Source organism: Kothea flammea (assembly GCF_052161645.1).
Taxonomy (GTDB): Bacteria; Planctomycetota; Planctomycetia; order Pirellulales; family Pirellulaceae; genus Laterigemmans.
Map to the genome: position 1 here is coordinate 3019185 of NZ_CP197414.1, position 22989 is coordinate 3042173.

Consider the following 22989-nt stretch of genomic DNA (forward strand, 5'->3'; position numbering starts at 1 on the left):
GTTATTTCTTGCGTCCCTTCAGCACTTGGGCCTCTTCGTAACGGGGCGGATCACCGCTGGAAACTCGCTCCCAGGCTCGCTGGTACAAGGACCGTAAGGTCTCCTCACAAACAATGTACTCTGCATAGTATCCGCGAAACGCTTCGATCGATTCGTAGCCGAACAGGGGCAACTTCCAACTTTCAATTGGCAGATTGGGAAGAGCCAGCGTCTCCCAGCCGCCAGGCAAAAAGATATCGCGACCGGCGCGAGACCGTTTCGCTTGAACCACCAATTCTTTTGCGAGCAACTCCCCGGTGGCGGCTGTCAGTTCCTTAGCCGTCCAGTCGTTCCACTGACGGAGATTCTTTGAGCTCGGATCGGGCAACGCTAACACTTGTAAGTAGAGGGCTGCAGCCGCGGTGCTGATCTTAAATTTCTTGGCAATCACTGCCACCAAATCGGGAGCCGAGGCTCGTGGATCTTGATCCCAACTGCCAGCGGGAACGGGGGGATTCTCATTCCAAGCCAACAGCTCGTCAAAGTCAGGCCCGCGCAGTTTCAGCACACCCACCGCGGCATGTATCATCGATTCGCAAGCGGTTTGGTATTCAAACGTGTTCGCTGCCACGCTCTGTATGCGGAGTAGGTCGGCTTCATTCTTCAAATTGGCCGTCCGCATCAGGCAGACGACGCGAGGGGGCAAGAGTCCTAAGACAATTAATCCGTCATCGCCGCGATGGACACCGTCAGCACCTTTCGTCAGTTCGCCAACGAGTGCTGAAAAAGTGGCCAAGGGGGTATTTACGTCGATATTGGAATAATGGTCGAACTGAGAATAGTTGCCGCCGAAAGGCAGCATCGTTTTAGGATTGTCAATAAACTCCCGAGCCGCGTTAATCAACTCGGGAATCTTGCGACGCAACTCATGCCCCGATGGTAGCGCATAATTGGTGGTGGCAATGGCACGCGTCAGGTAAAAAAGAAAATGAGAAGCGTCCGCGCCCCAGGATGGTTCATAACGAGTCTCCAACAACTTATCGTCATTGCGTCGCTTGGAGATTTCAATCGTCGCTTTGCGTTCGCGGAGGTAGTCGGCTGTTTCCGGGGTTGAGATGAGTTCGGCGTATTTATTGGTGGATAATGAGCGATAGCCTTTGTTAGCTTTTTCAATTACGTTGGCCAATTCGGCCGGGATTGTAACTCTTTCTTCTCGCGAGGCCTTCCAAGCCATCACCATGCGCCGCACGGCTAACGATAATTTCTCTCCGAGGGCATCTGAAGGGTTGTGGCGGGCGAACTCAGAGCCCACGTTATCGGGAGCCGGTTCGGCCTCAAGTTGAGCGATCGCAACTTGAATGTCCTTGACTTTCCATTTGTAGAAATCGCGAATTTCCTTGGTCAACTTTTCTTGACCGTACTTGTTGGTTCTCAAATCTCCCATGAATGTCATCCCGACAGCGATGGGGTGCATGCCCAATTCATTAGCCGCCTCGTCAATATCATTGGGATCGGGCAGCGGTAGTTTGTCGATTTTTTCAACCGCCGCGATGAAGGCTTTGATGAATGCTGGGCTCCAAGTTTTGGGAATGGAGATGGTTTGATCGACCATCATCCCTTGGGGAGGTTTGGGTTTGTTTTTTATCGTTCGTTCCAGAACCACAATGTTGGCACTTCTGAAGTAGTCAGAGAACTGATAGGCCACATAACGACTATTGCCCTCGGTGAAGGCAATCGGTTTGTTGGTGTGAACTTTGGCGGCGAGCCCCTTGGACTTTGCTTTGCCAGTCTTGCTGGCAGGTTGGGCGGCTATGGATTGCGAATAGAGCGTCAGCTCTGTGTTTAGTTTTGATAATCCACTATCCGCGTACATTCGCAACGCATCTAGCCAGGGAGTTTGAATTCGCTGGGCAATGCCATCGCCGAGTTCAACTTTGGTGGCGGTTCTCCAAAAGCAGTTGTAAGCGACGGCAACCGAATTTTGCAGGAGAGGAAACCAGAAGAGACTGCATGGTGGCAGCGCGTCCGTATCCTCACCCGCGAGGAATCTAGCGACTGCGCGAATATGCTCGGCGTGATCATACTTTTCTTCGCTGGACCTGTAGCTATGGATCGAAGCGAAAGCTGGTAGTTCTAATTGCAGCAGTCCCTCGTTAGCTCTTTCGATGCTGGCTTGTTTGGCTTTGAGTTCCGCTTGGGAATCGTCGTCGATCGTCGTCACCTCCTGGCAGCGGGCAATCAATTTATCAAGCGAGATTTGCTCGGCGGCGGCGACTTTTGCGATCTTGGAAATCCCGGCGACTAACCGTGGAGGGGCACTGGTCAGCCACTGCTCCACGGCGGATCGGCTGGCATGTCGATTCGGGTCGGGGGAGTCGGGCGTTTCTTTTGACTTGCTCGCTTCGTGTTCCACCGCGCCGGCTTGCAATAGTTTGTTTGCGATCTTCAGGTTGGTCCCCCGCAGTTTTTTGGAACTTGGTAGATGGCGGATCCGCATCAAGTGGAAAAATATGGGCGCTAACTTGATTGGTTGTCCGGAACAGTATTTATTGCTGTTGTTGGTTAGATCGAGGATTTCAAGCTGCGATTTTTGATCAATGATCGGGCCTTGACTGGTTAACACCCAGTGTCCATCGGTAGCCGGTTTATCCATCAAACCGACGGGAGTTACAAAGCCTTCGGCCAGCTGCGCGTCTGCCGGAAGTAGTACCGAGCGGCCGTCGATGCCAGTGCCTTCGATCGAGCCGTCGCGTTTGCGTACCACTCGCCAACCGATCAGCCCATCTTGCGATCCCAGCGGAGATTGCCCCTGCATTTTTGGAGAGGGGAGCAAGGAGCATTGAAACCATTCAAGTTGCGAACCCGGGGGCAGACTCGTTTCAAAGAACGGGGGTAGGCTCTCCCGGATTGGCTGGCCTGATTGTGGGTCGATTTCATGGCAACGCGGCGGTGTCTGAGACGCGTCGTCATCGCGGAAGTGGTAATCATACGGTACGCGTTCAAGTTTCCAAACGCGGCTGCCATCTGAGAACCAATTGCCATCAAATGATGGGAGCGTCTTATCGCCCTCTCGTGTCACTCTGGTGCCGGTAAACCAACTGCCGTCGGCTAATTGAGCCATTTCAAAGCTACTGCGATACCCAAACCAAACGTCACACGACATGCTCGATTCGGGGCGTTGGCTGAGCCACCTCCAGTAGTTGTTATAACTGGCATCCCGATAGACCATTATCACGTCGTCGCCAATGGGAAACAGATGCTTTAAGGTTTCTCCCTTTTGCAACACGATTGGTTGGGGTGAGCGAACCGAGTCGGGACCAACAATCTGTGCTTCGCCTTGGCTTGGGTAACAGAACCAAGGAAAGACCGCGTCGTTGTTGCTGTCATAGGAGTTGCGGGATGGAGCAAGCGGGTGTTGTTCAACATGGCGATCGAGTGCATCCCAACCATACTCATCAAAGACTCCGGCGATTAATGCCCTTTGCAAGTTCTCGGCGATGTTAACAGCAGCCAGTCGTTGGGTAAGTTCCGGGAATTGGGAGATGGTCTCCACGCCAACGCATTTTGTTAATTGGGAGAGAGCCTCCTCCAGCTCAATGACTCCGCCCCGTTCTATCGCATTGAGTTGGTGGTCTAAGTAGCCCCACCAAAATTTTCTGACCGTGGGATGATCCACAACGGCCGTCTCGAAGGAACGGCGATTCGCCAGGTTGCGTCCGTAGCTGCGGCGATTTTGCGCACTTTCGCCTTTGAAATTCACCAACTCCTCCATGGCCTCGCTCAGTCGCATGGTAAAGCGAGGATCCTTCGCCACCGCAGTCAATTGAGAATTGCGGCGGGGGTGATCGACATATTCCCTCAGCCAACCCGAAAAATCGAGCTTGCATTTGCTGGTATCGTCGCTGACGGGGATCCCCAGTTGAAGGCACGCTTCCAGCACGTCGACATCGACCCAATTGCTCCAACGCTGCGTTGGCTTTAGATTGACGGTCCCCCCCTCGGCTATCAGCACAGCGGCCATTTTCTCCACGAGTTCGAAGGCACGCTTGTCGGGAGAGACTTCGACGGTCAGCAGGCGCGAGAGCCAGCCTGCACGTCCGCCCGGAATTTCAACCTCTGTGGGCAAATCTTCCAACGGTTTCCAAAGTAGCGGGAGAACGTTCCAAGCTTCCAACAAATCGAGCCAATCCCAGACGATGCTATCACCACTGTAGCGTGACTCGGGGTTGGTGTGGACGAGTAACCAGATGCCGAATAGGTCGCTGCGTTTAACGATCGTGCCAACTTGTTTTTTAACAGACTTCCAAAATTGCATCGGCGCTCGCACCATGGCTGGCGAACCGATGATCATCTCAAGAAACGACTCGACTTCGTTGTCGACATTCAGATTCGCCGCCTTTGCTAAACGGATAAGATCGGTCCCCGCGTTGGCGGTGGGAGCCATTCCGCCGAGCGTCCGTCGGACTAAGAGATCGCGATAAGTATCATAAGCTTCTTGCGGCGCGAATTGAGAGGCGAGGTCTTTGGAGTATTCCGATAGTGCTTTTCCCGAGAGGCAGCCGCTGAGTGAGAACTCGAGCACCGCATCACGTCGATGTTCGCGATCAACCTCCAACGCGTGCACTCGTTCCGCCTCGAGTGCTTTATTTAGGGCTCGCCCCGCGTACGTCATGTTCCCCAAAGTCTTGTAGGATCTGGCGGCCTGTTCCCAAAACGATGGCAGAAAGTGTCGCACGGACTTATTGAGTTCCGCGGCCATTTCGGCATACATATCCCAAGCGTGTCCTGGCTTGGCGGCAGCCCGCCGCTCGGCGGCTTTCATTCGCTTTACCAGTTCGAGGGCAAAGCCGGCTTGTTTGGGCTGATGAATCAGTGCCCAATGGGCAAAATCGAGCGCAGTGCGATGTTGTCTGGCTAGAGGCGGGCTCAAAGCTTGCGGTTGCAGGCCCAAGTATTCCATGGCTAGGTCCTCGGCCGCTACCAGCCGATCGGAGCTAAGCTTGACGACAACACGGGTGCGCAGCGCGGGCGTGGCGTAAGTCCTCGCGACAATTGCTTCGGTGGCGGCGGAGTCGCATTTTGCCTTTGCCTGCACTAAACCGCCGGCATCTAACTGACGTTGTATTTTTGCCGCTTTCATTCTGCCTGCTCCTCAACTTTCCGTTTGGCGTAAACTGCCGCAGCCATCCGCATGCCTTCGCTGAAAGTGACGGGGCCGACGTGACTGAGGGCCACTGCGCGCTGGTCCGAACCGACAAATATTAACTCGCCCGTTTCCGTCTCTGCTTCGGGGTATTCACCGCCAACGTAGTACCTGGCTTCCAACGGCGCGTCCCCTTCCCAAACTCGACACGTCGCGTAACCGCCGCGCACCGGATAGCCGAGGCGACGACAGACTCCCAAGGCAAAATTCAATTGCTCAAACTTTCCGCTGGCATAATCCCCCACCGCTCGTAGTTCGCGCCGCTGATCGCTTAATTGAAATACGGGCCGATAAAGTTGTTCGATGGGTTGCTGCAAATCCAAGTCATTTGCCAGCTCGCGAAGGTCGTCTAAGTCGCCAATAAGGATGGGATGTGGGAATGCGACCAGCGGTTGTTTTAACCATTGGCTTTCGCCATCCAAGTCGATGATCCCCAGCCCTTTTTTGGGATCGATATCCTTTAACAAACCCATTTTCTCCAGATCAGGCTCTCCGTTGCTATTGGCAGGGGCAATCACCACATTCTCAACCGCCTTTCGCCAATCGGGATCGGGCCAAACCTCATGCAGGACTTGGCAAGGCACAACTAAGGATCGCAGCATCCAACGTTCGACGGTGTGTAAGCATTCAAGTGTATGTTCGTCCAGCCAGTCGGACATGGCGGCTAACTGCTGTGCCAGCTCGGTTTCTTTCAACCAGGAAGGCATGGACGCCAAGATTTTGCCTTTCGGATTTCGACAAATCAATTTTCCTTGGCGGAGCGCGATCGCGTAGTCGCGTTCGGCCGGCAGCCAACTGAGTTCATCGCCATCACTCGGCGACGATGGCGAGGGTTTGACTTTGGCACTGGGAGCCACAGCTAATCTCCGGGGCGAAGGTTGGGGTGCAGCAGGCGAAGCCAAAATTATAGCGTCTTGCCCCCCGGTAGTCCCGCTACGGAATACCTGGCCGGGGCGAAAAAAAATGGCGTCGGTCGCCCTGGGAGTGAGTGAACGTTGCCGCCTACTTTTTCTCCTGCTCGATACCGTCCATCATCGCCGCGACGCACTGCTGTCCAAAGACGCACCATCACGTGTCGTGCGCCAGAGCCGTGGTCTGAACACATCAGGGGGGCAAACTGTTAAGAGATAACGATTCTCAGGATTCGTCGCTCATTTTTCGACAAGAATCCTCCTGGCGGTGCTGACGAAGTACAGGTTTGCAGCGATCAAACCGATTCTAACCAACTAGGCATTCACGACGATTATTACGCAGATTGGACGACGACGAGCACGATACGCCTCCAGCTGCCCTGGCTATCTTTAACACTCAGCAGGAATGCCATGAAACGGATTTCAGCTTGCTCGATTCTTTTCACCGTGTTGGCTTCCCCAGGATGTGGGCTCGTTGGATCACAGGTGCGTGAAGTTGCGCCAGCACCCGTTAGCAGTGAAATTCTCAAAGAGGCGAGTGCGGAAACGAGCGAGGTGAGCGCCGCAAGAGTTGTCTCGCCGCAGGTAGAAACAAGCGGTGTGAAGCCTGTCAACTTTACCGTCGCTCAACGCGGCAACGATCACGCTCGCCCTAAATCTGTTGAGCCTCCCGCCGGTGGTGATTCGGGAGTTGAGCTGGTAACTGTCTCCGATCCGCTCGCTGGAGATGTAACCGAAGTTGCTGCCCGCCAAGTGTCTCCGGTCGTTGCTGCGGCAAGCCCGAATATCGTGATGGTGCCGAGTTACACCTTGGCCGAGCTGGAACAGATTGCCTTGAGCAACAACCCAGCGCTAGCGGCAGCCGATGCCACCGCGAGTAAAGCGGCCGGTTTGTGGCAACAAGTGGGTGAACGGCCCAATCCCACGATGGGCTATTTTGGTCAACAGCTAGCCAATGAAAACACCGACCAGCAAGGTCTGTTCGTCGAACAGGAATTCGTTCGCGGCGACAAGTTGAAGCTCAATCAAGCCGTGCTATCACATACTACGCATGCTCAGCGCTGGGAGGTTGAGACCCAACGTCAGCGAGTGTTAACCGATGTCCGGGTCAGGTTTTTCGAGGCGGTAGCGATCCAGCAGCAACTGGATGCAACGCGACAGTTTGAGCAAATTGCCCGCCGCGGTGTGGAAGTTGCTTTGGAGCGAAAAAACGCTGAGGAAGGGACGATGATTGAAGTCCTGCAGTCAGAAACTTTGTTGAGCGAAACCACGTTAGCGATTGCGCAGGCTGAGGCTGCCTACCGAGGAGCTTGGAGCGATCTCGCCGCAATCGCCGGTTTGCCTAACTCATTCCCTGCTAGGTTGGATGCCGAGTTGGTTGTCCCGCAGCAAGCTCCCGATTGGGAAGTCGCCTATCTTGAGATCGTCGCGCAGAGCCCTGAGATGTCGGTGGCAAACGCTTTGGTTTGCGAGAAGTCGGCGCTTCTAAAACGCCAGCAAGTACAGATGGTGCCTAACTTGACTGGTCAATTCGGCGCGGGCTACGACAACGCAACGGACTCGGGCATGATCAACCTGGAGCTGTCGGCGCCCATTCCTGTCTGGAATCAAAACCGCGGCAATATCTCGGCTGCCTATTCAGACTACGCGCGGGCTGTGCAAAATGTGGAACGCATCGAGCAGGCGATTAAGTCTCGTCTCGCCCGCGCGGCTCAAGACTTTGAAGCTTCGTTTGCCGCGGTGAAGAAATATGAGGAAGAAATCATCCCACAAGCGAGCCAGAGCTTGGAGTTGTCCGAAGGGGCGTATCGAGCTGGTGAACTAGACTTCCTGCAGGTGCTGGTTGTGCGCCGCAGTTTTTATGAATCGATGATCCGCTTAATCGAAGCCAAAGGCAGTTTAGCGCAAGCCAACGCTCGGGTGGAAGGCTTGTTGTTAACCGGTGGCCTCGTCGCACCGCAAGACTACACTGACGGCGACGGTATTCGTGGTGCATCTTTCGGCGGGCAATAGCTTGCCAGCTCCATCGAGATACTCGCGGGCCGCGCAGAGTTCCCAGCACGGTGTTATAGTGATCGGAGACGAAGGCTCTAAGTCGAGAGCCGGCCGTTCTCTACTGACCGACTGCTTGCTCATGTCACATCGCATCTCTGCATTAACCAGCATTTTACGCTCACCCATGCGAATATTGGGTGTGGTGTTGCTGCTGGTTTTTACCGTCGAGTTGGCGGTCATGTTCGTGTTGCCACATGTCATACCGGACAGCTTGGGAGATGCCGGCAGCGCGTTTGTCGACGCGCTGTTGCTGACGCTCGTTTGCGCACCCGTTCTCTGGATGGTGATTATCGGCCCCCTGCGACGAATTGCAATCCAAGAGTATCAACGGAGTCAAACCATTGTCGCTAATGCCAGCGAAAGTATTTTGACTTTCGATCTGGAAGGCAAGTTGTTGTCATGTAATCGAGCAGCCACAGAGTTGTTCGGCGTGGACATGGATTCGTTGTTGAGGCAATCCATCCAGTCTTTACTGCCTGGGCTTCCTGAAATTCCCGCTCAGTTACCGGCTGAGTTCCGGGTAACGGCGACAACGCCAACAGGCGGGAGGTTCCCGATTCAACTTTCGATCAGTGACTATCCCTCAGACTCGGCGCAAATGAGAATTGGCATCGTGCGTGATCTGACGCAAGCTGAAAAAGCCGAACAGGAGCGGGTCCGTATGGCGCGGGAGACTGAAGCGCTTCGTGCACAGCAGATGGCAACTCTTGCGCAACTGGCGACCGGCGTTGCTCATGAAATTCGCAACCCGCTGACCTCCATCAAAATGTTGATTCAGGTCAACCGAACAAAGTTTGCCGACGAGGGACTGCCGACCGATGATCTGGAATTGGTGGAACAGGAGATTCGCCGGATGGAACGTTCGGTGAATAGCCTTTTGGATTATGCCCGCCCTGAGACATCTGAGTTCCGGGAATTTCCAATACAGAATGCGATTCGCAGCACGGCTCAACTGATTGAAGGTCGTTGTCAAGCTCAACACGTGAACTTGGACGTGAGCACTCTTGAGGACCCGATGCTAATTTATGGCGATGCTGCCCAGATTCAGCAGTTGCTATTGAATCTTGCCTTGAACGGCTTGGATGCGATGCCGAACGGGGGGGTGCTGACGCTCTGCGTTACTACGGAAGAAGATTGCCTGCGGTTGTCAGTATGCGACACCGGCAGTGGTATCGACGAAAGTGTGGTTGATAAATTATTTACTCCGTTTGTGACGACTAAGGCCAATGGTGTTGGCTTGGGCCTGGGGATTTGCCGCAGAATCGCCGAGGCACATGGTGGTACGCTAGTGGGAATGAACCGGGCGTCGGGTGGTGCAAAATTTGAATTGTCGCTGCCAACCCCGGGCGCGAACGCGTACGCAGATGCGCGGGAAGTGAAGCCCAATTTACTGGGGCACTCAGATGAAACTCATTGCGAATTTTCTTGATTTTTGATGATAATTCCAGTGACGCACCCATGGTGCTGAATTCCAACTGGACGATCGATACGAGGTAATGGGCGGGGGCTTTCGCCCACAAAGTTGCTGGATATGGCATTCACGAGCAACGATGCCGATCGGACGAAATTCGCCGATTGCCGCCCACCTTGAGAATGTTCGTGAGGTGACTATCTCATTGATAAGTCGTTTCTGTTTGGTCGTGATGTGGCAGTCGTACATGGGTTAGCCCGCGAGCAAACCAAGGATAAACACAGGGCACAAACAGCGACGTCAACAAGGTGGAAGTGATCAGCCCGCCAATCACAACGGTGGCAAGTGGACGTTGCATCTCCGCACCATCGCTCGTGGATAAGGCCATCGGCAAGAAACCGAGGCTGGCCACGAGGGCTGTCATCAGCACGGGACGCAGACGAACGAGAGCGGTTTCCTGTGCCACAGCGCGCAGCGGCATGCCTGATTCACGCAGATTCTCGGCCGCGCTGACCCAGACTAAACCATTTAACACCGCCACCCCAAACAAGGCGATAAAGCCCACTCCCGCGGAAATGCTAAACGGCATTTCACGCAGGTAGAGCGCGATCACGCCGCCGGACGCGGCCATCGGGACGGCCAGAAAAATCAAGCAGGCCAGTCGCAGGGAACCAAGACTGGTGTGAAGCAACAGCATGATGATCACCAGCACAATCGGCGTGATGATAGCCAGACGACGACTGGCAGATTGGAGATTTTCAAAGTCACCACCCCAGCGAATTTCATAACCAGGTGGGAGTTCCACCTGAGCGGGAATGACCCGTTGGGCTTCGGTAACAAACGTGCCCACGTCACGGCCACGAACGTTGGCTGAGATAAAGGTGCGGCGACGATTGCCTTCGTGCTCGATCGTGGGAGGTGTTTCTTCCAAGTTGATTTCAGCCAATTCTTTGAGCGGAATCACCTTTCCTTGCGAGTCGGTAACGGGAACCTGTTCGAGTAGCGATTGACTCTCACGCCATGTTTGCGGCATCCGAACCATGATCGGATACCTTGCTCGCCCCTCGTAGATTTGGCCGACTTGGAAACCACCAAGCGAAGAGACGACATCTAAGACGACTTGAGCGTCAATCCCATACTGGGCGAGTGCTTGCGGGTCGATTTTGATGGTCAGCGTGGAAAGGTTTGCTTGGTAATCGGCTTTGACATCGACCGCACCGGGGATTGAACGCAGGGCGGCTTCGATTTCTTTGCCCTTGCTGCCCAGCACTTCCATATCGTCACCGTAGAGCAGGACGGCCACATCAGCTTTGACGCCGGCCACCAACTCATCGACGCGCATTTCAATTGGCTGTGTGAATCCAAAGGCGACTCCGGGAACGTTGGCGTTCAGTTCTGCTGACATTTCTTCGATTAACTGATTGCGGCTTTTCGGGGTGGGCCATTCTTGCAGCGGATGCAGAAGCACCCAGACATCAGTTTGATGAACGCCCATTACATCGTTAGCGATCTCGGGACGGCCTGTTTTGGAAAAGACTGTTTTGACTTCAGGATACTTTATAAGAATCTTTTCGATCTGCGTCGACATCTCGATGGAGCCTTCTAGTGTCGCGCTCGGTAAACGCAATGCTTCGACTAACAGATCTCCCTCTTCCAATCGAGGCATAAATTCGGCACCCAGGTTGGCTGCCATCGGTAAACTAATTGCGAACAGCGTTAGCGTGGTGGCGATGGTGGCCAGTGGGTAGCGGATCGCACGCAGCATCACGGGACGGTAAAACCATTTGACGATGCGGACGACAAACACATCCTCTTCTTTCATCTTCTTGGGCAAGAAGATCGATGCCATTGCGGGCATGAAGGATAAGGAGAGGAGCATCGAACCCGCTAAGGCAAATAACACAGTCAGGGCCATGGGCCGAAACAGTTTACCTTCAGTGCCTTCGAGCAGCAAAATAGGCAAGAAGACAACGGCGATAATCAACTCACCGAACATCGTCGGCTTGCGAACCTCCACCGCGGCGTCACGAATGACCTCTTCATGCGTAGCGCTGCCGTTATCATGTGAGAGTTTGCGAATGCAGTTTTCGACCATGATCACGCTGCTGTCGACGATTAAGCCAAAGTCGATTGCCCCCAAACTCATTAAGCTGGCAGTCACCCCACTGGCCAACATGACGTTGGTTGCGAACAGCATTGAGAGGGGAATCGCTAGCGCCACGATAATGCCGGCTCGCAGGTTGCCCAGCATGAACAGCAGCACGACAATGACCAGCATGCCTCCCTCAGTAAGATTGGTAAGCACTGTTTTCAACGTGCGACCAATCAGGGACGCTCGGTCGTAGGTAACTTCCAGGCGAACGCCAGCGGGCAACGTGGCTTCGATCTCGCGGAGGCGTTCTTTTGCTGCGATGACGACTTCGCGAGAATTCTCTCCGATCAGCATCATGACTAGTCCGGTAACCGCTTCGCCACGACCGTCACGTGTCACTGCCCCTTGTCGCGTCATTGGTTGGATGCTGACTTGGGCAATGTCTCCCACCAGGATCGGATTGCCATCCGCGTCTCGGCGAATCACAACGGCTTCGATGTCGGCGGCTGAGCTGAGCAGCGAGACACCGCGGATGAAACGCTGTTCTCCGTGATGAATGACATAGCCGCCTCCGGCCGTGTTGTTATTGTTTTGCAATCTGGCAAACAATAAATCCATCGGTATGCCGTAACTGGCCATGCGGTCGGGGTCGGGTTGAACCTCAAATGTTTTGTAGAATCCGCCGTGCGTGTTAATCTCCGTGACGCCGCTTACCTCGCGTAACCTGGGCGAGATGTCCCATTCCAGCAGCGTACGCAGCTCCATTGGAGAATGCTGATCACTGCGAACTTCGAACTGCAAGATTTCTCCCAACGCCGTGGTCAGTGGGCCAACGGCGGGCGTTCCATACCCGGGTGGGATTACCGCGGCAGCATCGGGCAAGCGTTCAGCAACAAGTTGCCGAGCGCGATAGATGTCGGTGCCTTCTTCAAAAACAATCGTGACGACCGAGATGCCAAATTTGGACACGCTGCGGAGCTCTTCCACATCGGGCAAGCCGCCCATTGTGTTCTCGACCGGATACGTCACGTAGCGTTCGACTTCGACCGGCGATAGGGAACCGGCGTCAGTGACGACCTGGACCTGCACGTTGGTCATGTCGGGCACCGCATCAATGGGCAGCGCGAGCGCCGAGTAGACACCAGCGGCCGCCATCAACAAAGTCAGAATGATGACCAGGCCACGATTGATGACGGAAAATTCAATGAGTTTTGTGAGCATGTTGTTGTTTCAATCACCATTGCGAAACTCGCCGAGAGATGTGGCAAGCAGGAGGGCCCCGGGCTTATTCACTCTCGCCCTGCAGTAGCAATTCTGATTTCAACAAAAAAGCTCCGTTGGTCACGACTAATTGTCCCGACTGAAGGCCAGCGGTGATTTCCACCCAATCATCGGATACTTGGCCAGTGGATACGTCAACACGTTTGTATTGACCAGCGCTTTCATCGAGAAAGACAAACGACTTGTTTTCGTGCTGCACGACCGCTTCGGACCTCACTGAAAGTGCTGCTCGAGCTTCACCGATGGGGATCGTGACTCGCACGAACATTCCCGGTCGCAGCAGACCCTCACTGTTTTCCAGGGTCGCCACCAACGGTACTGAGTTCGTTTCGGCTTGCACTTCTCGCCCCACGTAGCGAATCTGCGCGGTAAAGGTTCGGTCATTAAGGGCTGGGACCGATACGGAAATCGCTGTGCCGGATTTCAGGGAGACAGCCGCCCAATCGCTATCTCGGATACTTGCCGCCACGTACAGCGAGTCGGTATTTGCCAAGGTGAGCAATGAATCGTTCCGCTGGACACGCTCGTTGCTGGCGAACTTTCGCGACTCTACGGAGCCGGCAAACGGGGCGCGGACTTCAAGGCGTGACAGCGTCTCTTGGCTGGTTAACTCCGACAACGTTCTCTCGGGTTGGTATCCGAGCAACGTCTCGATCGCTTGCCATGCCAAATTGAGTTGGCGATCGGCGGCTGCTAGGTTTGCTTCCGCCCGCAGCTTTGCTTGATTGGCTGCAAACGTGGCTTGATCGCGAGCGGTGTGGAAATCGGCTTCCGCCATTTGCCGGTTGGCTTGACGCTCGCGAATCGTGCGACCCGCGACCGAGCCGGAATCGGCCAGCGGCAATACCTTGTTGTGGAGCTCCGTGGCCAGTTGTAGTTTGGCGAAAGCAGCCAAGACGCTTTGTCGATACAGCCCCAAAGATCGGTCGCGAAAGTTGGTCTCGATGGATTCGATCGACAGGCCATCATCCAACATCGAGATCATCTCGCTTAGATTTTCCGCCAGGGTTGCCTCTCGCCGGAACACTTGCTCAGCGATCTCACGCTCTTGTTGATGTTTGAGAATTTGTGCTCGCGCCTGACCAATCTCTGGACTGCGGACAACGGCCAACAGCTGTCCTGCTGCGACCTTTTCGCCAGGGTTCACCAAAACCTCGGTGAGAATGCCATCCATTGGCGTTTTCACTTCGATATGCTTGGTCTCATCGTAACGCAGACGCCCCGGAATGGTATGCACATGATTTACTTGTTGGACCCGCGCAGGAACCGACTTGAATTTTGCCGCGGCCAGTTTGCCGGCTGGTAAGGTCAACGTATCCGGCAGGGCAGCTTCGGCGATAGATTCTGCCTCCTCTTCGCGCTGGCCGCTAACGTTAATTTCATGAACGACAAACCAACCCCCCGCCATTACGGCCAAGACGAACAGGGTTGGTCCGAACTTGGCTAAGCTGCTAAGGAAGCCGATGTTTGCCGGTGATTTGTGTTGATCATTTTTATCCTGGTCTTGCATGTTATTTCGGCATCAAAGGGGAAGCAAACTCGTGTTCGCTTCTTTCTTAAGCAGGAATCGTGCCGAAGCCCGAAAAAAGGTCGTTTTGCCTGTGTTTTGCCGTACGAGGCCGAAACAGGGCGAGTCCGAAGATAAGATTTTTACCATCACTGTGGAAAGAATCTGTCCAGGGCTGGCCGGTCGGCGGGGTCGCGGAGCCACTCGTAGGCTCGCTCGCGCACGGCGGGCGGGAAATCGTGGTCACAATCGGGATGAACCAGTTGTAAGTTGTCACTGGCTGCATACAGCTGATAGATGGGCTTGGCCGCTCGCACCACGCGGGCGACGCTTTGTGCACGAAAATTGTCGTCGCCAAGCGGCGCGCTGATCAACACCTTGCGTGGTGCCAAGCTGGCTAGGAGTTCGTGGAAGTCAAAAGGGATTTCCTCGAGTCGCCCCTGGTAGCGAGCTAATCGAGGCATATACCGGGTTTGTGTCCAACCTCGCTCTGGCTCCCAGATGCTTGGATCCCCGTCGTAGTAATCTAAAAATGAATCGAGCCCACAGCTGGAAACGATGGGGTCGACGCGTGGATCATGGAACGCTGTGTAAACCGCGTTGTGGCCACCCAAGGAATGGCCGATCGCCGCCACGTTATCTCCGCGAACAAACGGCAACGAGAGCAGCAAATCGATGCCGCGAATATTGTCCCAGACAGCCTTCAGCGTGCCACTTTCCCAGCCCAAAGCATGTAGGTCGGGCTGATAATTGGCCAGCAATGGATAACTGGGGGCTAAGGTAACCCAGCCTCGCTCGGCCAACTCGCTGGCGTAGCTGCGATTGGCACGTTCGCTCAATCCGACCACGATCCCGTGACCCACAATGTTATCGGTGCTATGCAGGCACAACGCGGCAGGAGCAGTCACTGATTCGGTCGTAGATAGCAGCGATTTTGGAATGCAAAGATAGGCCGGCACATGCGAGCCCGGTTCGGATTGATAAGTGATTAACCTGCGCACAAACGTGCCGCAATCGACCTCTTCAATGATCTGTGTGTCGAGCTCACAGCGTTTTTCTTGGCCTGGCAGGCGTCCCATAATCGCCGCCACGCCCCGCCCGATTTCTTCGTTGCGACGCTCCCATGCGGCTAATCCAGTTCCCTGTCGAGATTTATTTGAGGCATCGCGATAGACCAGCAACGTTTCTCGCGGCAGCCGCGGCGCTGGCGGCATTGGATGCTCGCGTGAGGCGACGAGCAGGAGTTGGTTGCCGCGATCAATTCCCACAAAGGTATGTAACGCTTGCGGATCAACGGCAATGCCTTGACCGCTGAACGGAGCCGCTTCGGTATCGATCCATTGCAGTTTTTTGCCATCGCTGGGAGCACGTAGACGATAGATCTTCTTCGCGTCATGCCCTGTTACGTGCAGCAGCTGGTTCCACCACACACCGCCCGACAGACTATAGGATCCCAGTTCGCCAATGAGTTCTGGGGGTAAACTCCAGCGTTGTATCTCTCGCCAATCTTCGGTCAATTTGACCAAGAACGAGCGATTATTTTCGCTTCCGTATTGGGCGAAATGGCACCACCAATGCGCATCATGATGGACAGCCCATGTCAGGCTGCCTCCGTAGTCGCCAAAGTCGTGGAAGCATTCCAGTTGCATGCTTTCAACATCCAGCTGATAGATCTGACTCTGCTCAGGCTCGGCTGGATAGTTGGAGTGCGCTGCCAGCAGGGTGCCTTGCCAAAAAAAGCCGCTATTCAAGTGACTGGCCTCGCCCGTGCTGACGGCTACGCGGCGTCCCGTAAGGCGATCATATTTGCCAATTCGGGAATTGGTGATCGCGAACAGATGTGACTCGTTGGCGGCCGCAGCTTGGACCGCTTCATCCGCCGGCCAGGCCTGCACCGTTTGCCATGCGGAGCCCGTGTGCGGAAATTCCGCCGCGTGTCCAGTCGCTGTCGTGAACAGGCCAAGTAGCAAGACAACGTGAAGGGGAAGCGATTTCAGCATCACGGGCACCGAATAACAAAGTTGACATCGAGAAAATGAAACTCGCCTACTGCTTGCGATATTTCGCTTTTTCCGGCTCCGGCAGTTCGCTCACATCCGAATCGTCGTCGTACTCTTCACGGAGCTCGGAGAGACGCGCTTTCAGGTTTGCAATCTCTGCCGCATATTGTTGATTGCCATATTGGTTGGTGAGTTCGTCTGGATCTTCTTGCAGATCATAAAATTCCCACTCATCCAATTGATAAAAGTACATCAATTTGTAGCGTTCCGATCGCACGCCATAATGCCGTGAGACCATATGGACGCTGGGAAATTCATAGTAGTGGTAATAGATCGCGTCTCGCCAGTCCTTGGGTTGCTCGCCTTTGAGCAGTGGGACCAAAGAAACGCCCTGCATGTCGCTGGGAATCTCCACGTTGGCCATTTCTAGGAATGTTTCGGCATAGTCGAGATTCTGCACCATCAGATCGCTCGTTGCGCCCGGCTGAGTGACTCCCGGCCACTTTACAATCAAGGGCATTTTGAGAGATTCTTCATACATCCAACGCTTGTCGTACCAGCCGTGATCGCCCAGGTAAAACCCTTGGTCTGAGGAATAAATCACGACGGTGTTTTCGTCTAAGCCTGTCTCCTCCAGGTAACGCATTAAAGACGCAACGCTGTCGTCGACCGATTTTACGCAAGCCAAATAGTGCTGCATGTAACGTTGATATTTCCAACGAACCAGTTCCTTGCCGGTCAGCTGCGAGTTTTTGAACTCTTCATTTTTGGGATCGAGCGCTCGGTGCCAGGCTGCGATTTGCGCATCGGTCATGTTGCGGAAATTGCGATGGCCGGAGCGATCGGTCGCTTTTTGTTCGCCGGCACTCGCCTGAGGATCGAGATCTGTGAAAAGGTCAAACACCAAATTCATGTGGCGATCGATCTCCATCTCTTGGTTACGAGCCGGGCTGGCGTTGTCTTCGTATTGGTCGAAAAGTGTCGCTGGTTCGGGGATTTCAACGTCGTCGTAGAGGTTGAGATAACGAATCGGTGGCATCCAATTTCGGTGCGGCGCTTTGTGTTGGCACATTAACATGAACGGTTTGTCTTGATCCCGGCCAGACTTTAACCAGTCCAGCGCCAGTTCGGTGACCACGTCAGTGCAGTAGCCCTCGATTCGCTTCCGACCATCGGGACCGATCATCATCGGGTTGTAGTATTCACCTTGGCCGGGCAGCACGCGCCAGCTGTCAAATCCCTGTGGAGTGTCCTTTAAGTGCCATTTCCCATAAATAGCGGTTTGATAGCCGGCCGCTTGCAGCAGCTTTGGAAAGGTCTGTTGGGAACCGTCAAATCGATTGCCGTTATTCATGAAGCCATTTTTGTGGCTATGTTTACCCGTCAAGATAACCGCCCGGCTGGGACCGCAGATGCTATTGGTGCAGAAGCTGTTGCGGAACAGCATTCCTTGTTTGGCTAGTTGATCGATGTTGGGCGTCGGGTCGAGGTCGTTGTAAATGCCCCCGTAAGCGCCGATGGCGTGCGGCGCATGGTCATCGCTGAAGATGAAAATGATGTTTGGTCGGGTTTCGGCAGCCCAACTGGGGCTGGGCGAGCTGTTGCTTGTCAAGGCGATCGAAAGTAACGGTAAAGCAATCTGAAGAAGTGCCCTGCTGTGTGGCAGTCGCATCGATTTCTCCATGGCGGGGAGGGATAGGTGTGGGGAGGTACGTGGGCTCAAGTGACCCCATTCTAAACGAAATCGTTCAGCGAGATGGATGGCGCGTTGGCTGCTTGAATTTTAAGGAGATCAGGGGACTGAAAAACATCAGCAGCAAGCCGACCGGCATTAAGCCACCTTCCAGCAAGTTGTAACTTGCGGCCAATTGACGCCATGATAACTGCATCACGAAGATGCCGAAAAGAATCTCGAAGGCGACGGTCATCACCAGCCAGAGTGCACCAATTAGGAGTGCCTGGCTGCGGGTTTTGGCCCCAACCCAGTTCACCGTCAAGTAAGCGATGCAGAGAATGATCGCCGAACCGGTGAAGACTCCGATTTGGTTAGCCCGAAATTGGCCAACCAACGGCTGTATGAAGATGCCGCGGACGACTCCGTGGACAATTTCCGCTGCGATCAACAACAGCCAAGCGACCGTGCCACGTGCGACTAGCCGTGAAAGGGGAGCAGACATGTTCGGCAGCCTGATTGCTTGCAGTGGAGTTATGCCTCAGAGGGGGCTGTGAAAAAGCCGCGGATGTCCTCCAAGATAAGGTACAAACAGGGAACGAGCACCAAGATAATTGCCGTGGCAAACAGAATACCAAAGCCGAGTGAAATCGCCATGGGAATAATATATTGAGCCTGCAGCGAGTCCTCGAAAATCAATGGAACCAGGCCGCCAAAGGTGGTTACGGTGGTGAGCATGATGGGACGAAAACGACGGAGTCCAGCTTGCGATATCGCCTCGAAATCGGAGAATTCGCCTCGGCGTCGATTGGCGTAATCGATCATGATTAGGGAGTCATTAATCACCACGCCGGAAAGCGCGATCACCCCCATCAAGCTGACCAGGGACAAGTCATAGCCCAGCAAGATATGTCCCAGTACGGCACCGACAATGCCAAACGGAATCGCGACCAAGACGATTAAGGGTTGAACGTAGCCGCGGAATGCAATTGCCAACAGCGAATAGATGACGGCCAACGCCAAACCAAAAGAGCCCCACAGCGAAGCAGTGGCCTGTCGCATCTCGGCGTTGCTGCCTTCAAAGCTCCATGTAACACCGGGGAAATCTTTCCGCAATTGAGGCAGCTCTTCCGCTTGCAGGGCCTTGATTACTTGCGTAACCGCCCGTTTGGGTTCAATGTCCATGGAGACGTTAATGACGCGGCGTCCATCTCGTCGGTTGATTCCGGTGAAAGCGACGTTCTCCTGGACTTCGGCGACATCCAGCAAAGGGACTTCACCGCCGCTGGGGGTGCGGATGATTAAGTCTTCTAAATTATGAATATCCTCGCGTTGTTCGTCGGGTAGTTTTACTCGTACTTCGATTTCATTGGTGCCACGTAGCATTCGTAGGGCCAGTGATCCGAAAAAAGCACCGCGCAGCTGATCGCCCAGTTCCTCGTCGGTCAATCCCAACGCGCGGCCTTCGGGACGTAGCCGGAAATCGTATTGAGCTTTGCCCTTGTTGTAGTTGTCACTGACATCACGCACGTTGGCGAACAGTTCGACGCGAGCGAGAAATGCCTCGGCCGCTTTCTCTAACACTTTGATATCGCTGTGACTGAGGTCGATGCTGATATCCTTGCGATAGCCACCGGGACCACTTTCGGCTTCAAAAGTCACTTGGTTGACACCGGGCAAATCACCGATGGAATCCCGCCATAGCTCAATGACTTGATTGGCGTTCATGTCGCGTTCATCGGGTGGCTTCAGCACAATTTCGACGTCGATAAAGTCTTGCCCACGTACGTTTGTCTTGATGCCCTCGGCGACTTCATATAGATTGTGTTCCTCAAACATTCGCATGCTGGCCGCAGTCACGGTGTCGGCGATCTCGGCCGCTTGATCAGGTGTTGTGCCCACCGGCATGCGAACACCAGCTTCGATTTCATCGGCGGAAACCTCCGGCATCAAAATCATGCCCATGTGCGCGCTGGTTGCGTAGCCACCGACGATCAGGAACAACGCGATGGCGAGGCTGGTGGTGATGTAACGAAATTTTAAGCAGAGCGTTAGCACCGGGCGAAAAGCAAAATTGACGAAGCGGTTGAATGCCTGACTGAAGGCTTGTTGACCGCGATGTAGCCAACCCCGCACGCCACCAGCTTGTTGCTTTACGGCGCGAGTATGTGCCAAGTGGGCGGGTAAAATGAACAGCGACTCGACCAGCGACAACGAGAGTACGATAATCACTACGACTGGCAGCGGCGCCCAGAATTTACCCGTCTCCCCGGGAATAAACATCAGCGGAACAAAGGCGACAATGTTCGTCAAGATGCTGAAGGTAACTGGGCCGGCCACTTCGCGAGTGCCATCGATGGCAGCGTTCAAGTCATTACCTTCGGATTGCCGTTTCTCATACACGTTCTCGCCGACCACCACGGCATCGTCGACAACGATCCCCAGAACCACTAAAAACCCGAACAGGGAAATCATGTTGATGCTCACGTCCACGGCCGGCAACAATAGGATGCCACCGATGAACGAGACCGCCATTCCCATCATCACCCAGAATGCCAAACGGAATTCGAGAAAGACGGCCAGGATCAGCAACACAATCCCAACCGCCATCCCAGCGTTTTCCATGACTAGAAATAGTCGCCGGCGAAACTCTTCCGCGTCATTGCTATCGATCCGCCATTTAACCCCCGGCGGTAGCACGGTTTCAAATTCGGCCATCGTTTTTTCGACCGCTTGAGCGACTTCAATCGGTGACTGGGATCCGACTCGGTAGACGTTTAGTTCGACCGAGGGAGTCTGGCTGAATTGTGAATGGAAGCCGACATCATCAAATCCGTCGCGGATCGTGGCGATGTCACCGAGAGTGACGGAAGGGCCATCACGCCCAGCGATCACTTCAATGGCGGCAAACTCTTCCGCCCATTGTTTTTGGGCTTTGACACGAAGCAAAACCTCCCCCGAACTGGTTCGCACTGAGCCCGCGGCAACGTCGCGCGAGGAGGTGCGAATGATATTAGCCACGTCCGATAACGTGAGACCATATTCACGAAGTCGTTGACGGGGGATATCAACGTGCGTGACGTATTCGGGGACTCGGTTCAGTTCGACCTGGGTAATGTTCTCATCGGATTGAAGTTGGTCGCGCAGTTGTTCGGCCAATTTCCGCAGCGCCCAAATATCAATCGGGCCATAAATCGCCACTTGCATCACTTCTTGCTGACGCGATTGCAAGCGAACTTCGGGCTGATCAATCTGTTCAGGAAACGTTTGAATGCGGCTAATGGCTTGATCGATGTCTTGAAACGCTTTCATCCGCTGTTCGCCGGCGACCAATTCAATTAGGACTTCGCCACGTCCCTCCCGCGCCCTACTGGATATTTCGCGGATCCCCTCCACGTTACGGATCGCTTCTTCGATTGGCCGTAGAATCCCCTGCTCGACTTCCTCGGGGGCGGCGCCCGGGTAGCCGACTCGGACCTCCACGATGTCGAGTTGGAACTGAGGAAACACCTCCTTCTGCATCGTCAGCGCGGTCCACACCCCGCCGCCAAGCAGCAGGAACATCAGCAGGTTTGCGGCGATTGAATTGCGAGCCATCCAAGCGATGGGGCCGCGCCTTACGTCAAGATTTTCAGGGAGCTGGCTCAATCCACCAACTCCCCTGCGGAGGAATCGCTGGCTTCAGCAAGAGCCTCTATTTTCCTCAAGCCTACGCCCGCGGCCACCGTGGCAAGCGTCGTGGTGACGACTTCATCCCCACTCTCCAAGCCTTCGCGGATGTAAGCAAAATCGGCATCGCGAAAGACAACGTTGGTTTCACGAATTTCCAACTTTTCGTCCTGCATCACCCAGACCGTGTCTTGATCGCGAACATAATTACGTTCGAGCCGGACAACGTTTTCAATGGCGCGTCCTTCTATTTCTGTTTCAATTAACGTGCCGAGAATTAGCGGCGGTTCGCCAGATTCGCGTCCCAAGGGATCGGGGACCGTGATTAACACGCGCGCCAAACGTGTTTGCTGATCTAATGAACCAATCATCCTTGCCACGCGAGCGCAACGTTCGGTATCGGGCGGCCAAGCATCGGGGTTACGCAAGGTCACCATTGAGCCTTCCTCGTCAGCATCGGGGAATTGAATCCAACGTAACGTTCGGACTGGGACCGCCGCAAAAATCCAATACTCATCGATACCGACGAGACGGGCCAGTTGATCGCCGGGGGCAACTTGCGAACCAACGTTAACAGTGCGGCTGAGGATCTGAGCATCGAAGGGAGCGAAAATGCTGGTTCGCTCGAGGTCTAGCTTTGCCCTGTCGACCGCCGATTCGGCCACGCTGACCTCGGCTCGAATCGACGCGATTTGAGGTTCACGAAGAACGAGCGAGCGATTCATCTGCCCAATGGAATCTTCCAGCAACGCCAACTCTTTTTTTGCCAAACTTTGACGGCCTTCTTCGATGCTTAGCGAAGCTACCGCCTGTTCCAGCTCACTCTCGCTAATCGAAAGTGCGTTGTTAAAGTCGGCGGGATCGAGCTTCAGCAGCAATCCCCCTTTGGGAACCATTCCGCCGGGGACGAAGGTGGGCGACAATTCGATGACTTGTCCCCTAACCTGAGGGCTGAGCATTAGGTCTTGTGCGGGCTCGACGGTACCCAACACAACCAACCGGGGCGCATAGGTGGCACGCTCAACGGTTAATGTTTCGACGAGAGCGGCCGATTTTCGGGTGGCGTTGATCTGTTGCGCGGTGGGTTCGGTTTGATTGATCACCACTATCGCCGCCGCCGACCCAGCGAGAATGGCCAGACAGACGACCGCGGTACCAAAAATACGAAGCCAGCGCCATTTTTGCTGCGTTTGCGGTGCGTCATTCATC

11 protein-coding genes are annotated in these 22989 nt (G+C 54.5%); 2 read left to right on the forward strand and 9 right to left on the reverse strand.

Annotated features, from left to right (window positions below; all coding sequences use genetic code 11):
* Nucleotide 1: 1 nt before the first annotated feature.
* Nucleotides 2–5119, reverse strand: a complete 5118-nt coding sequence (locus SH139x_RS11595) for a DNA-binding protein (RefSeq protein WP_488355374.1) — start codon at nucleotides 5117–5119, stop codon at nucleotides 2–4.
* Nucleotides 5116–6039 carry a DUF4132 domain-containing protein gene (locus tag SH139x_RS11600; protein ID WP_488355375.1) on the reverse strand — a complete coding sequence of 308 codons (924 nt, stop codon included), beginning with the start codon at nucleotides 6037–6039 and terminating at the stop codon, nucleotides 5116–5118. The genes SH139x_RS11595 and SH139x_RS11600 overlap by 4 nt, the downstream gene beginning before the upstream one ends.
* A gap of 465 nt (nucleotides 6040–6504) precedes the next feature.
* Between SH139x_RS11600 and SH139x_RS11605 the strand changes: the two genes are divergently transcribed.
* Complete coding sequence (locus SH139x_RS11605; RefSeq protein WP_488355376.1) at nucleotides 6505–8106, forward strand: TolC family protein; 1602 nt, start codon at nucleotides 6505–6507, stop codon at nucleotides 8104–8106.
* 166 nt (nucleotides 8107–8272) lie between these two features.
* Nucleotides 8273–9577 carry a sensor histidine kinase gene (locus SH139x_RS11610; protein ID WP_488355377.1) on the forward strand — a complete coding sequence of 435 codons (1305 nt, stop codon included), beginning with the start codon at nucleotides 8273–8275 and terminating at the stop codon, nucleotides 9575–9577.
* 184 nt (nucleotides 9578–9761) lie between these two features.
* Here SH139x_RS11610 and SH139x_RS11615 read toward each other — a convergent pair whose 3' ends face one another.
* The 7 genes from SH139x_RS11615 to SH139x_RS11645 form a co-directional block, all read right to left on the reverse strand.
* On the reverse strand, nucleotides 9762–12872 hold the full coding sequence (locus SH139x_RS11615) for an efflux RND transporter permease subunit (RefSeq protein ID WP_488355378.1): 3111 nt from the start codon (nucleotides 12870–12872) through the stop codon (nucleotides 9762–9764).
* A gap of 64 nt (nucleotides 12873–12936) precedes the next feature.
* Nucleotides 12937–14442: an efflux RND transporter periplasmic adaptor subunit gene (locus SH139x_RS11620; protein ID WP_488355379.1), complete on the reverse strand. Its 1506-nt coding sequence runs from the start codon at nucleotides 14440–14442 to the stop codon at nucleotides 12937–12939.
* Between the two features lie 146 nt (nucleotides 14443–14588).
* Entirely contained in the window at nucleotides 14589–16439 is a 1851-nt protein-coding gene (locus SH139x_RS11625; RefSeq protein WP_488355380.1) for an alpha/beta hydrolase family protein, read from the reverse strand.
* A 46-nt stretch (nucleotides 16440–16485) separates the two neighbouring features.
* Complete coding sequence (locus tag SH139x_RS11630) at nucleotides 16486–18111, reverse strand: sulfatase family protein (protein ID WP_488355381.1); 1626 nt, start codon at nucleotides 18109–18111, stop codon at nucleotides 16486–16488.
* A gap of 76 nt (nucleotides 18112–18187) precedes the next feature.
* Nucleotides 18188–18616, reverse strand: a complete 429-nt coding sequence (locus SH139x_RS11635; RefSeq protein ID WP_488355382.1) for a hypothetical protein — start codon at nucleotides 18614–18616, stop codon at nucleotides 18188–18190.
* A gap of 29 nt (nucleotides 18617–18645) precedes the next feature.
* Entirely contained in the window at nucleotides 18646–21708 is a 3063-nt protein-coding gene (locus SH139x_RS11640) for an efflux RND transporter permease subunit (RefSeq protein ID WP_488356004.1), read from the reverse strand.
* 47 nt (nucleotides 21709–21755) lie between these two features.
* Nucleotides 21756–22988 carry an efflux RND transporter periplasmic adaptor subunit gene (locus SH139x_RS11645; protein ID WP_488355383.1) on the reverse strand — a complete coding sequence of 411 codons (1233 nt, stop codon included), beginning with the start codon at nucleotides 22986–22988 and terminating at the stop codon, nucleotides 21756–21758.
* Nucleotide 22989: the final 1 nt, after the last annotated feature.

Coding starts and splice junctions, on each gene's coding strand:
- SH139x_RS11595 (WP_488355374.1), bottom strand. CDS start 5,119: ATGAAAGCGGCAAAAATACAACGTCAGTTAGATGCCGGCGGTTTAGTG.
- SH139x_RS11605 (WP_488355376.1), top strand. CDS start 6,505: ATGAAACGGATTTCAGCTTGCTCGATTCTTTTCACCGTGTTGGCTTCC.
- SH139x_RS11610 (WP_488355377.1), top strand. CDS start 8,273: ATGCGAATATTGGGTGTGGTGTTGCTGCTGGTTTTTACCGTCGAGTTG.
- SH139x_RS11615 (WP_488355378.1), bottom strand. CDS start 12,872: ATGCTCACAAAACTCATTGAATTTTCCGTCATCAATCGTGGCCTGGTC.
- SH139x_RS11620 (WP_488355379.1), bottom strand. CDS start 14,442: ATGCAAGACCAGGATAAAAATGATCAACACAAATCACCGGCAAACATC.
- SH139x_RS11625 (WP_488355380.1), bottom strand. CDS start 16,439: ATGCTGAAATCGCTTCCCCTTCACGTTGTCTTGCTACTTGGCCTGTTC.
- SH139x_RS11630 (WP_488355381.1), bottom strand. CDS start 18,111: ATGCGACTGCCACACAGCAGGGCACTTCTTCAGATTGCTTTACCGTTA.
- SH139x_RS11635 (WP_488355382.1), bottom strand. CDS start 18,616: ATGTCTGCTCCCCTTTCACGGCTAGTCGCACGTGGCACGGTCGCTTGG.
- SH139x_RS11640 (WP_488356004.1), bottom strand. CDS start 21,708: ATGGCTCGCAATTCAATCGCCGCAAACCTGCTGATGTTCCTGCTGCTT.
- SH139x_RS11645 (WP_488355383.1), bottom strand. CDS start 22,988: ATGAATGACGCACCGCAAACGCAGCAAAAATGGCGCTGGCTTCGTATT.